At 70.6% G+C, this 12,808-nt stretch carries 9 protein-coding genes; 7 read left to right on the top strand and 2 right to left on the bottom strand.

Annotated features, from left to right (window positions below; all coding sequences use genetic code 11):
• Positions 1–264 precede the first annotated feature (264 nt).
• From leuS to OG966_RS13625, 5 genes are all read left to right on the top strand, one after another.
• Complete coding sequence (gene leuS, locus OG966_RS13645; RefSeq protein ID WP_326649862.1) at positions 265–3,126, top strand: leucine--tRNA ligase; 2,862 nt, start codon at positions 265–267, stop codon at positions 3,124–3,126.
• A gap of 118 nt (positions 3,127–3,244) precedes the next feature.
• Positions 3,245–4,066 (top strand): hypothetical protein, encoded by an 822-nt coding sequence (locus OG966_RS13640; protein WP_326649861.1) that lies wholly within the window; start codon positions 3,245–3,247, stop codon positions 4,064–4,066.
• Between the two features lie 78 nt (positions 4,067–4,144).
• Complete coding sequence (locus OG966_RS13635) at positions 4,145–4,990, top strand: DegV family protein (RefSeq protein ID WP_326649860.1); 846 nt, start codon at positions 4,145–4,147, stop codon at positions 4,988–4,990.
• A 309-nt stretch (positions 4,991–5,299) separates the two neighbouring features.
• Positions 5,300–6,160, top strand: a complete 861-nt coding sequence (locus OG966_RS13630; protein WP_406732069.1) for a helix-hairpin-helix domain-containing protein — start codon at positions 5,300–5,302, stop codon at positions 6,158–6,160.
• Positions 6,157–8,772, top strand: a complete 2,616-nt coding sequence (locus tag OG966_RS13625) for a ComEC/Rec2 family competence protein (RefSeq protein WP_326649858.1) — start codon at positions 6,157–6,159, stop codon at positions 8,770–8,772. The genes OG966_RS13630 and OG966_RS13625 overlap by 4 nt, the downstream gene beginning before the upstream one ends.
• Before the next feature lie 135 nt (positions 8,773–8,907).
• Here OG966_RS13625 and OG966_RS13620 read toward each other — a convergent pair whose 3' ends face one another.
• Positions 8,908–9,156: a hypothetical protein gene (locus OG966_RS13620; RefSeq protein WP_406733884.1), complete on the bottom strand. Its 249-nt coding sequence runs from the start codon at positions 9,154–9,156 to the stop codon at positions 8,908–8,910.
• A gap of 85 nt (positions 9,157–9,241) precedes the next feature.
• On the opposite strand from OG966_RS13620, the gene holA reads away from it, so the two are divergent.
• The gene (gene holA / locus OG966_RS13615) at positions 9,242–10,234 is read left to right on the top strand and encodes a DNA polymerase III subunit delta (protein WP_326649856.1); all 993 of its coding nucleotides are present in this window, start codon (positions 9,242–9,244) and stop codon (positions 10,232–10,234) included.
• A 202-nt stretch (positions 10,235–10,436) separates the two neighbouring features.
• Here holA and rpsT read toward each other — a convergent pair whose 3' ends face one another.
• On the bottom strand, positions 10,437–10,703 hold the full coding sequence (gene rpsT / locus OG966_RS13610; RefSeq protein WP_326649855.1) for a 30S ribosomal protein S20: 267 nt from the start codon (positions 10,701–10,703) through the stop codon (positions 10,437–10,439).
• A 234-nt stretch (positions 10,704–10,937) separates the two neighbouring features.
• Here rpsT and lepA point away from each other — a divergent pair, with 234 nt between their 5' ends.
• Positions 10,938–12,803, top strand: coding sequence for a translation elongation factor 4 (lepA, locus tag OG966_RS13605; protein ID WP_326649854.1), 1,866 nt, complete (start codon positions 10,938–10,940; stop codon positions 12,801–12,803).
• Positions 12,804–12,808 lie beyond the last annotated feature (5 nt).

Raw genomic sequence — 12,808 nt, 5'->3', positions numbered from 1 at the left:
TGCCTTCGCGGTCCTTCGGGGGTGCCTCTGCGGTTGCCTCTGCGGTTGCTCCGGGGGGCTGCGCGGTTGCTCTCATGCGACCGGTTCGCTCGCTGCGGTACCCTGACGCCATGCGTGCCGTACGCCTTCTGCTTAGCGAGCCGCGCTGATCAGTCCCGACGGATGAAAGATCCGGTTGGAATCGGCGCGGCGTCCCCTCCTGTGCGAGGGGCTTTTTCGTTTTCGAATCCGCTGGCAGAGACGATCGATGGAGCTTTAAGGATCATGAGCGAGACGAATTCCGCTGCCGTTGCAGAGGTGGCCGCAGCGCACCGCTACACGGCTGCCATGGCCGCCGACATCGAGGCACGCTGGCAGGACTTCTGGGACGCCGAGGGTACGTACGAGGCGCCGAACCCGAACGGTGACCTGGCCGGGGAGGACGCAGCCCTGGCGGCCAAGCCCAAGAAGTTCGTCATGGACATGTTCCCGTATCCCTCGGGCGCCGGCCTCCACGTCGGGCACCCGCTGGGCTACATCGCCACCGACGTCTTCGCCCGCCACCAGCGCATGACCGGCCACAACGTCCTGCACACGCTGGGCTTCGACGCCTTCGGCCTGCCTGCCGAGCAGTACGCCGTGCAGACCGGCACGCATCCGCGGGTGTCCACCGAAGCCAACATCGAGAACATGAAGGTCCAGCTGCGGCGGCTGGGCCTGGGCCACGACAAGCGCCGGTCGTTCGCGACGATCGACCCGGACTACTACAAGTGGACCCAGTGGATCTTCGTCCAGATCTTCAACTCCTGGTACGACGAGGACGCGCAGCGGGCCCGCCCGATCGACGAGCTGGTCGCCCAGTTCGAGAGCGGTGAGCGTCCGGTGCCCGCCGCGCGCGCGTGGAGCGAGCTGAGCGCCAACGAACGCGCCGATGTGCTGGGCGGCTACCGGCTGGCGTACGCCTCCGACGCGCCCGTCAACTGGTGCCCGGGTCTGGGCACCGTACTGGCGAACGAGGAGGTCACCTCGGACGGTCGCTCCGAGCGTGGCAACTTCCCCGTCTTCAAGGCGAAGCTGCGCCAGTGGAACATGCGCATCACCGCCTACGCGGACCGGCTGCTGGACGATCTGGACGCGCTGGACTGGCCCGAGGCCATCAAGCTGCAGCAGCGCAACTGGATCGGGCGCAGCGAGGGCGCGCGTGTCGACTTCCAGGTCGGTGACCAGGACGGCGCGGGGATCACGGTTTTCACCACCCGCCCCGACACCCTGTTCGGCGCCACCTACATGGTGCTGGCCCCCGAACACGGGCTGATCGACTCCATCGTCCCGGCAGAGTGGCCGCAGGACACCAAGGAGTCCTGGACCGGCGGTGCCGCCACTCCGGCCGAGGCTGTCGCCGCGTACCGCAAGCAGGCCCAGACCAAGAGCGACGTCGAGCGGCAGACGGAACACAAGGACAAGACCGGTGTCTTCACCGGCGCCTACGCGCTGAACCCGGTCACCGGCGCACGGATCCCGGTCTTCGTCGCCGACTACGTCCTGATGGGCTACGGCACGGGCGCCATCATGGCCGTGCCCGGACAGGATGAGCGTGACTGGGAGTTCGCGGAAGCCTTCGGCCTGCCCATCGTCCGCACCGTCCAGCCGCCGGAGGGCTGGGAGGGCGAAGCCTTCACCGGGCAGGGCCCGGCGATCAACTCCGCCAACGACGGGATCTCGCTGAACGGCCTGGGCGTCGCAGAGGCCAAGGCCAAGATCACCGAATGGCTGACCGCGCGCGGCATCGGTGAGGGGACGGTCAACTTCCGGCTGCGCGACTGGCTGTTCAGCCGGCAGCGCTACTGGGGCGAGCCCTTCCCGATCGTCTACGACGAGGACGGCATCGCGCACGCGCTGCCCGAATCGATGCTGCCGCTGGAGCTGCCGGAGGTCGACGACTACTCCCCTCGTACGTTCGACCCGGACGACGCGGACACCCAGCCCGAGACCCCGCTGTCGCGCAACGAGGACTGGGTCAATGTGGAGCTGGACCTGGGCGACGGCGTCAAGCGCTACCGCCGGGAGACCAACACCATGCCCAACTGGGCGGGTTCGTGCTGGTACGAGCTGCGCTACCTGGACCCGCACAACAGCGAGAAGCTGGTCGACCCCGAGACCGAGCGGTACTGGATGGGTCCGCGGGAGGGCCAGCCGCACGGCGGCGTCGACCTGTACGTCGGCGGCGCCGAGCACGCCGTGCTGCACCTGCTGTACGCGCGGTTCTGGTCCAAGGTGCTGTTCGACCTGGGGCACGTCTCCTCGGTCGAGCCGTTCCACAAGCTGTACAACCAGGGCATGATCCAGGCGTACGTCTACCGGGACAGCCGCGGCTTCCCGGTGCCGGCCACCGAGGTCGAGGAGCGGGACGGAAAGTTCTACTTCGAGGGCGAACCCGTCAAGCGCGAGCTGGGCAAGATGGGCAAGTCCCTGAAGAACGCCGTCACCCCGGACGAGATCTGTGCCGAGTACGGCGCGGACACACTGCGTCTGTACGAGATGGCCATGGGCCCGCTGGATGTGTCCCGGCCGTGGGACACCCGGGCCGTCGTCGGCCAGTACCGCCTGCTGCAGCGGCTGTGGCGCAATGTCATCGACGAGGCGACGGGTGAGGTCACCGTCGTCGACACCGAGCCCGACGAGGCGACCCTGCGCGCGCTGCACAAGGCGATCGACGGCGCCGGACAGGACCTGGCGGCCCTGCGCTTCAACACCGCCATCGCCAAGATCACCGAGCTGAACAACCATCTGACGAAGACGGGCGGCCCGCTGTCACGGAGCGTGGCGGAGCGGCTGGTGCTGCTGATCGCCCCGCTGGCCCCGCACATCGCCGAGGAGCTGTGGCGCAGGCTGGGGCACACCGACTCGGTCGTGCACCAGGACTTCCCGGTCGCCGACCCGGCATATGCCGTGGACGAGTCCGTGACGTGCGTCGTGCAGATCAAGGGCAAGGTGAAGGCGCGCCTGGAGGTCTCCCCGTCCATCTCGGACGAGGAGCTGGAGGCGCTGGCACTGAGTGATGCGGCAGTGGTCTCGGCGCTGGGCGGCGCGGGCATCCGCAAGGTGATCGTGCGGGCGCCGAAGCTGGTCAACATCGTGCCCGCCTAGGGTTCGGCCGGTCTTACAGGGGTTTCCCCTACGGGCAGGTTGGGGGTTCCGGTGGAACCCCCAACCTGCCCGTTCCGTTTACGGTGGAGGGACAACATCCGACGCCGGAGGGGCGCTCATGGAAGCCGCGATACTGATTTTGGCGCTGCTTTTCGTCGCCTTCGTGGCTTTGGGGGTGTATGTGAGCATGAAGGCGATTGGTGCGGCGAAGCGGGGTGTGGAGCGCACGGTCACGCAGGCACGCCGCACCGTCGAGGAGACCACGCTGCGGGCGAAGAGCTTTGGGCAGGGCGGCGTGGCCGGCGAGCTGGCGCAGCTGCGGCTGTCGCTGCGTACGTCGATGAGGGCGACGCAGGACGCGCTGCACGCGGGTGCGGCGGAGGACGCCTCGCTGTCCGAGTCGCTGGCCCTGTTCCGGCGGCTGAGTGCGCACGGTCATGAGCTCGACGACGAGCTCAAGCGGCTGGAGCGCGAGCCGGACCGGGCAACGGTGGCCTCACTGCTGCCCGGGCTGCGCGAGCGTACGGAGCGCATCTCGCGCTCGGCCGAGTCGCTGCGCTGGGCGGCGCGGGACCGGGCGCGGAAGTTCGCGGATGACGATCTGGATGCGCTGAGCCTGCAGATCGACGTGGAGGCGGGGGCGCTGCGGCACTGGTCGGGTGAGGGTGTGCCGGGCGCGGATATGCGGGATGTGCCGGATGTGCCGGACACCGCGCCGGAGCCGGCGTCCTGGCCGGAGGCGGGGCGGACCGCCGGGGCCGGTGGCGCGGCCGGCCATGGCGTCGCGTCCGAGCAGACCTGGCCGGAGCCGGGGGCCCGCTCCGAGCCCGGTCCCGGGCACACCGTGGCCGAGCAGCCGCAGGCGATCACGGCACGCGATCCGCGGCAGCAGACCTCCTATCCCTGGCAGAAGAACACCCGTCCGGAGACCACGAACTGATCCACCGGCCGGGGCGACGCGAGCATTGGCAAGGGGCCGGGCTGCCGTCCGGCGGCCCCGACGGGTAACCTCCCGCTCATGTCCCGCCATGTCGCTATCGTCACCGATTCAACGGCCTACCTGCCGCTGCCGACGATGGAGCGGCACGCCATCACCGCAGTGCCGCTGACCGTCGTGCTCGGCGATCAGGCGCTCGAGGAGGGCACCGAGATCTCGGCACGCTCGCTGGCGCTGGCATTGCAGAAGCGACGCCCTGTGACCACGTCCAGGCCGAGCCCCGAAGTGTTCGCCGAGACATACCGGCGGTGTGCGGAGGCCGGTGCGACCGGGATCGTGTCGCTGCATCTCTCGTCGGAGTTCTCGGGGACGTACGACGCCGCGGTGATGGCCGCCAAGGACGCTCCGGTGCCCGTGCGTGTGGTGGACACCGGCATGGTCGCGATGGCCCTGGGATTCTGCGCGCTCGCGGCCGCGGAGGCGGCGGAGGCAAGCGGCACACTGGACGAAGCGGTGGCCGCTGCGGAGAAGCGGGCCGCGGGCACGTCCGCGTACTTCTACGTCGACACACTGGACTACTTGCGCCGCGGCGGCCGTATCGGGGCCGCGCAGGCGCTGCTGGGTTCGGCGCTCGCGGTCAAGCCGCTGCTGCAGCTGAACGGCGGCCGGATCGAGCTGCTGGAGAAGGTGCGCACGGCGTCGAAAGCGATCGCCAGGCTGGAGGAGATCGCCGTCGACCGGGCGGGTACGAGCCAGGTGGACATCGCGGTGCACCATCTGGCCGCGCCGGAGCGGGCCGCCGTGCTCGCGGAGCGGCTGCGTGACCGGGTGCCCGGCCTGGTCGACCTGCATGTCAGCGAGGTGGGTGCGGTGATCGGGGCGCACACGGGGCCGGGGCTGTTGGGGGCCGTGGTCTCGCCGCGCTGAGGCGGCGAAGGGCGCTGCTGCATGCTGACGGTGCGCCGCTGTCACCTTTGCCGGTGAGCGAGTTATCCACAACGGGACGGCTGTCCACGGAAATTGGGCCTGCTCAGCGGGCTCGGACGGATGTGCCTACCGTCCTGTGGCATGGCTCTCCGATCACGCTCCGCAACCAGTGGCCCGGGACGCGCCCCGGCCTCGGACAGCCGCGCCCGTCACGGCCGCGGCTCAGGACCAAGCCGCGGCCCGGATCACGGCCCGGATCGCGGCCCGAGTCATGGCTTACGCCACCCGGGCCGATTGCGCGGCAGGCGCTTGTCCGCCGCTTCGACCGCGGCCCTGCGAAGCCGCGCGGATGCCCTGTTCGAGGGTGCTCCGCGCGGTGCGGGCACGGGAATCGACGCTGCCGGCGCGCGCTCGCGGGTGGACGCCGGGGACGTCGGCACCGGGGCGGGCACAGGCGCTGGGACGGTCACCGCTGTGGGCGCGGACGCCCGGCGGTGGGCGGGGCTTGCGCTGCGGGAGCGGTTGCCGATGTGGGTGCAGCTCAGGTGCGGGCTCGAGCCCAGGACTCTCGCCGCACTGGGTGTCGTTCTCGTGGTCGCCGCGGTCTTCGCGGCCCAGCACTTCTGGGCGGGCCGGCCGCAGACCGTACGCGCCCCGGAGCTGGTCCAGCAGAGTGCGGCCTCACCGGAGCCGCGGCCTTCGCCGGGGGTATCGCCGTCCGACACCGGACCCGGCGGGCGGATCGTCGTCGATGTGAGCGGCAAGGTGCGCCGGCCGGGGGTGCTCCAGCTGCCCGCCGGATCCCGGGTCACCGACGCACTGCGAGCGGCCGGAGGCGTCAGGGCCGGCACGGACCTGTCCGGGATCAACCAGGCACGGGTCCTCATGGACGGCGAGCAGGTGGTGGTGGGCGGACCCGCGCCGCCAGGACCCCTGGTGACCGGATCGGGCACGGGCACGGGCGGCGCGCAGGCCGCGGGGCCGGTGAGCCTCAACGCGGCGACCGTGGAACAGCTCGACACCTTGCCGGGGGTCGGTCCCGTACTGGCTCAGCACATCGTCGACTACCGCACGCAGCACGGCGGTTTCCGGTCCGTCGACGAACTCCACGAGGTCAACGGGATCGGCGACCGCCGGTTCGCGGACCTCCAGTCCCTGGTACGGCTATGACGGCCCCGACGCGTCCGGTGGTTCATGCCGCGTCGGGTCATCGGCTCGGGGCGTCCGATCCGCGGCAGGAGGGCCCGGCCGATCTGCGCCTGGTGCCGCCGGCGCTGGGCGCCTGGGCCGCGGCGGCCCTCGGGGTGGGCGCGCGGGGGTGGTGGACGGCGGTGGGTGTGACGGCATGCCTCGCCGTGGCGGGCCTGTTGCTGTCTCCGGCCGTGGCGCGTGCTGTAGGGGCGGTCACGTCGGTCCGTGGGTGTGGGCTCAACGCCACTGCCGTGGCCGCGTTGTTGCTGTGTGCCGCCGCGGGAGCGGCCTCGGCCGGGCTGCACGGCGCGGATCTGCGCAGAGGGCCGCTTCCCGGTTTGGCGGATCAGTACGCCTACGTCACCGTCGAGTTGACGGTCACCTCCGATCCGCGACTCACCCGCCCCCGAATCCGCGGTGATCATATGGCGGCCATATCGATCGTGCTGGACGGTGAGGCGACCCGGGTGACGGCTCCAGGCGGCGCGGTCACGGCGATCCGGACGCCTGTCCTGGTGATCGCGCCGTTGGGCAAGCCGGGCAAGCCGGGTGACTCCGGCGGGTCCGGTGACTCCGGCGGGTCCGGGGCGTCCGCCGGGTCAGGCACCCAGTGGCAGCGGCTGCTGCCGTCCACCCGGCTGCGGCTGTCAGGCCGGCTCGCGCCCCCGATGCAGGCGGACGACCGTTTCGCCGCCGTACTGAGGGCGCAGGGCGGAGGGCCGCCGCGAATCACCGGCCCGCCAACGGCGCTCCAGCGGACGGCAGGAAGCCTGCGAGCGGGACTGCGTGAGGCGACAGCCGACCTGGCCCCCGACGCCCGCGCCCTGCTGCCCGGGCTCGTCGTCGGCGACACCTCCCGGATTTCGCCCGACCTGCACGACGCCTTCGAGGCGACCGACCTCACGCACTTGCTCGCTGTATCGGGGAGCAATCTGACCATCGTGCTCGTCCTGTTGATCGGACCGCCGGGCACCGCTCTGCTGGCCGAACGGCGCGGCCTCGCGCCGAGGTTGGGACTCACCCTGCGCGGGACCGCGCTGATCGGCGGGGTGCTCACACTCGCCTTCGTGGTCGTGTGCCGTCCGGAGCCAAGCGTGCTGCGGGCCGTCGCGTGCGGGCTCGTCGCACTGCTCGCCATCGCCACCGGGCGCCGCCGATCGCTCATTCCCGCGCTGGCCACCGCCGTACTGCTGCTCGTCCTGTACGACCCATGGCTGGCACGCAGCTATGGCTTTCTGCTCTCCGTACTGGCCACCGGTGCCCTGCTCACCATCGGCCCCTGCCTGAGCGCGGCGCTGCAACGGCGACGGGTGCCGCCGCGGCTCGCCGAAATGCTGGCCGCCGCTGCCGCAGCCCAGGCTGTGTGCGCTCCCGTGGTGGCGGTCTTCGCGGCCAGGGTGAGTCTGGTGGCGATCCCCTGCAATCTCGTCGCGGAGCTGGCGGTCGCCCCGGCCACGGTCCTCGGCTTTGCCGCGCTCGCCGCGACGCCACTGGCCATACCGCTCGCGGAGATGCTCGCCCGCTGCGCGGGGTGGCCGGCCGGATGGATCGCCTCCGTCGCCCGCACCGGCGCGGCGCTGCCCGGGGCGCAGGCGAACTGGCCGGGCGGCTGGCCCGGCGGGCTGCTGTTGGCAGCCGTCACGGCACTGGTCGTGCTGGTCGCGCGCAGACTGTCGCGCCATCCCTGGGCAGCCGTCGGCTGTGCGCTGCTGCTCCTTCTCGCCGTCCTGCGCCCGGCCCCGCTCACCAGGGTCGTCACCGGCTGGCCACCGCCCGGCTGGACGTTCGTGATGTGCGATGTCGGGCAGGGGGACGCCACCGTGCTCGCGGCGGGCGAGGGCGCGGCCGTGGTCGTGGACGCGGGACCCGATCCGGAGCTTGCCGACCGCTGCCTGCGGGACCTGGGCATCACCAGGATTCCGCTGCTCCTGCTGACGCATTTCCATGCCGACCATGTCCGGGGGCTGCCCGGGCTGCTGAGAGGGAGGGCCGTCGGTGCGGTCCAGACGACGACGTTCGACGAGCCGCGGGAGCAGAGCGCGTTCGTACGGAGGACGGCGGCCGCGGCCGGGGTGCCCGTCATCCGGGCAGGGCCCGAGGAGCGGCGCCGGGTCGGGCGGCTCGCCTGGCAGGTGCTGTGGCCCCGGGCAGCCCTTCGCCCCGGCTCGACCCGCGCCTCCGCGCTTGTGCCCGACGGTCCCAACGACGCGAGCGTCACGCTGCTGGTGCGCATCGCCGGCGGTCCGACCCTCCTGCTCCTCGGCGACCTCGAACCCCCTGCCCAGCGCGGGTTGTTACGGGCCCACCCGGTACTCCCGCCGGTCGACGTCCTCAAAGTCGCCCACCACGGCTCCGCCCACCAACACCCCGGTCTGTTACGGAGCGTGCGCCCGCGACTGGCGCTGATCTCCTGCGGCCGGAACAACTTCTACGGTCACCCGTCGCCCCTTACCGTCGACGCGCTCCGTACCGGTGGAGCGGTGGTGCTGCGCACGGACACGGACGGGGCGATCGCAGTCACCGGAGGCGGCCGGGACCTGCGGGCCGTGCCGAGGGGCCAGGGCAGCGGGCCGGACTCGCCCGCCTTCTGAACCGTCTGAGCCGGGCGCGGCCTGAACCGTCTGGACCGGGGGCGGCCTGAACCGTCTGAGCCGGGGGCGGCCATGTCGCACCTTCGTCGACGAATGGGGGTGCGCAAAGTCCGACGGCAATAGAGCCGGGACTTCTCAGACACGTCCCGCCTCCAGCCAGCCCTCGTACTCCGCGGCGAAATCGTCCAGCGCCGTGGGGTCGAGGCGAGCCTTCGGGTCCTCCACGACGACCAGCCACTGGGCGTCCTCGGCATCGTCCTCGCCGGCCAGCGCGTCGCGTACGAGCTGGGGCTCCTCGGCCACTCCGAAGCGGCCCGCCAGCTCCTGTGCCACCTCCTCGGCGGAGTCGCGGTCGGGCAGCACCAGTACATGTCTCGCGTCGATCACCGGTCCATTCTCCGGTACGTCTCCAGTACGGGAATCCCGGTACGCACGGGAGTGTCAGTGCCCCGTGGGATGCTGGATCGCGATGATCCGCAAACCTGGCCAGAACCCGACCGACGACCTCCTCGCCCCTGTCACGCTCGCCGTGGGCCAGGAGGACCTGCTCCTCGACCGTGCCGTGCAGCAGGTGGTGGCGGCGGCCCGCGCTGCCGACGCCGACACGGACGTACGCGACCTCACCTCCGACCAGCTTCAGCCCGGCACCCTCGCCGAGTTGACCAGCCCTTCGCTCTTCGCCGAGCGCAAGGTCGTCGTCGTGCGGAACGCGCAGGACCTCTCCGCCGACACGATCAAGGACGTCAAGGCTTATCTGGACGCGCCGGCAGAGGAGATCACCCTCGTCCTGTTGCACGTCGGCGGCGCGAAGGGCAAGGGCCTGCTGGACGCGGCGCGGAAGGCGGGCGCCCGTGAGGTCGCCTGCCCCAAGACCACAAAGCCGGCGGAGCGGCTCACCTTCGTACGGTCCGAATTCCGTGCGCTGGGAAGGTCCGCGACGCCCGAGGCGTGTCAGGCCCTGGTCGACTCCGTCGGCAGCGATCTGCGGGAGCTGGCCAGCGCGGTCTCCCAGCTCACCTCGGACGTCGACGGCACCATCGACGAGGCGGTCGTCGGGCGGTACTACACCGGCCGCGCCGAGGCCTCCAGCTTCAATGTCGCCGACCGTGCGGTGGAGGGCCGGGCGGCGGAGGCGCTGGAAGCCCTGCGCTGGTCGCTGTCGACGGGGGTCGCGCCGGTCCTGATCACCAGCGCGCTGGCGCAGGGTGTTCGGGCGATCGGCAAGCTCTCCTCGGCCCGCGGCGGGCGGCCCGCCGACCTCGCCCGTGAGCTGGGCATGCCGCCGTGGAAGATCGACCGGGTCCGCCAGCAGATGCGCGGCTGGACGCCGGACGGGGTCGCGGCGGCGCTGCGTGCGGTCGCGGAGGCGGACGCGGGCGTGAAGGGCGGCGGAGACGACCCGGAGTACGCGCTGGAGAAGGCCGTCGTGGCGATTGCGCAGGCGGCGCGGTCGGGGCGGTAGGGCGGTAGGCAGGCCCCACCGCCGGCCGGGCAAGCCGGAGGCCCCGGTGACCGTCCTGGGGAAGGACGGTCACCGGGGCCTCATGGTTCAAGCTTTTGTGCGCCGCACCCGCGTGGCGAACGCGTTCGGTGTGCGGCGCGGGGTGCCGGGAAGGAGCGGGAGAGAGGGCCCGCTGGGTCCCTACCGGCGATCAGTCAAGAGCTCAGCCCTGGAGGGAGCCAACCTTGATTGCCAGCGCCGACTTCTTGTTGGCGGCGGCGTTCTTGTGGATGACACCCTTGGAGACTGCCTTGTCGAGCTTCTGCGACGCCTCACGGACGGCCACTGTGGCCTTCTCGACGTCGCCGGTGGCGACAGCCTCGCGGGCCTTGCGGATCGCGGTCTTGAGCGACGACTTGACGGCCTTGTTACGCAGGCGCGCCTTCTCGTTCGTCTTGTTCCGCTTGATCTGGGACTTGATGTTCGCCACGAAAGAGCCTTTTCAGGTTCGATGATCTTTGAGTTTGCGTCCCTCCCCCCATAACCCTTCGGGCACGGGAGGTGCCCGAAGAGAGGGCACGAGACACAGCTGCCCACGTTACCAGCCGCCCCTCCACCGGCCCAAACCGGGCGCAGTTCCGTTCCCGTGGGACGATGGAGGCTACGTATCGATCCGACATCGCCCGAGACGAGACGCCCCGCGTCTCAAGAATCAGGACCCTGCGTGCCCGCGACTCCTACCAACGTGCCCGAGCCGAGCCGTACCGACCCGGCGCTGATCCGCAATTTCTGCATCATCGCGCACATCGACCACGGCAAGTCGACGCTTGCCGACCGGATGCTCCAGCTGACCGGAGTGGTCGATCAGCGGCAGATGCGCGCTCAGTACCTCGACCGCATGGACATCGAGCGCGAGCGCGGCATCACGATCAAGTCCCAGGCGGTCCGTCTGCCGTGGTCGCCCAGCGAGGGCGAGGGTCACAACACGACCCACATCCTCAACATGATCGACACCCCGGGCCACGTGGACTTCACCTATGAGGTCTCCCGATCGCTCGCGGCCTGCGAGGGCACCGTCCTGCTGGTCGACGCGGCGCAGGGCATCGAGGCTCAGACCCTCGCCAACCTCTACCTGGCGATGGAGAACGACCTCACGATCGTCCCGGTGCTCAACAAGATCGACCTGCCGGCCGCGCAGCCGGAGAAGTTCTCCGAGGAGCTCGCCAACCTCATCGGCTGCCAGCCGGAGGACGTCCTCAAGGTCTCGGCCAAGACCGGCGTCGGCGTGGAGGCCCTGCTGGACCGCGTGGTCCGCGACGTCCCGGCCCCGGTCGGCGTCGCCGACGCACCCGCCCGCGCAATGATCTTCGACTCCGTCTATGACTCGTACCGCGGTGTGGTGACGTACGTACGAGTCGTCGACGGGCAGCTCAACAAGCGCGAGCGCATCAGGATGATGTCCACCGGCGCCACCCACGAGCTGCTGGAGATCGGTGTCTCCTCTCCGGAGATGACCCCGGCCGACGGCGTCGGCGTCGGCGAGGTGGGCTACATCATCACCGGCGTGAAGGACGTGCGTCAGTCCAAGGTCGGTGACACGATCACCTCGCTGAGCAAGGGCGCCACCGAGCCGCTCGGCGGCTACAAGGACCCCAAGCCGATGGTGTTCTCCGGCCTCTATCCGCTGGACGGCTCGGACTACCCCGAGCTGCGCGACGCCCTCGACAAGCTTCAGCTCAATGACGCCGCGCTGGTCTACGAGCCGGAGACCTCCGCCGCCCTCGGTTTCGGTTTCCGTGTGGGCTTCCTCGGCCTGCTCCACCTGGACGTGATCCGCGAGCGCCTGGAGCGCGAGTTCGGCCTCGATCTGATCGCCACCGCGCCGAACGTGGTCTACCGCGTGGTCATGGAGGACGGCACCGAGCACACCGTCACCAACCCGAGCGAGTTCCCCGAGGGCAAGATCTCCGACGTGCACGAGCCGGTCGTGCGGGCCACGATCCTCGCGCCGAGCGAGTTCATCGGCTCGATCATGGAGCTCTGCCAGACCCGCCGCGGCACGCTGCTCGGCATGGACTACCTCTCCGAGGACCGGGTCGAGATCCGCTACACCCTCCCGCTCGCCGAGATCGTCTTCGATTTCTTCGACCAGCTGAAGTCCAAGACGCGCGGCTACGCCTCCCTCGACTACGAGCCCACCGGCGAGCAGGCCGCCCAGCTCGTCAAGGTCGACATCCTGCTGCACGGCGACAAGGTCGACGCCTTCTCCGCCATCACGCACCGGGACGCGGCGTACGCGTATGGAGTAAGGCTCGTCGCCAAGCTCAGGGAGCTCATCCCGCGGCAGGCCTTCGAGGTGCCCATCCAGGCCGCGATCGGCTCGCGCGTCATCGCCCGCGAGACCATCCGCGCCATCCGCAAGGACGTCCTCGCCAAGTGCTACGGCGGTGACATCTCCCGTAAGCGGAAGCTGCTCGAGAAGCAGAAGGAAGGCAAGAAGCGGATGAAGATGGTCGGCAGCGTCGAGGTGCCGCAGGAGGCCTTCATCGCCGTGCTGTCCAGCGACGACGGCGGCAAGGCAAAGAAGTAGCCGCA

This window comes from Streptomyces sp. NBC_01750, from assembly GCF_035918095.1.
GTDB lineage: Bacteria > Actinomycetota > Actinomycetes > Streptomycetales > Streptomycetaceae > Streptomyces.
The sequence above is the reverse complement of the archived record's forward strand: the minus strand, read 5'-3'. Positions and strand labels throughout refer to the sequence as shown.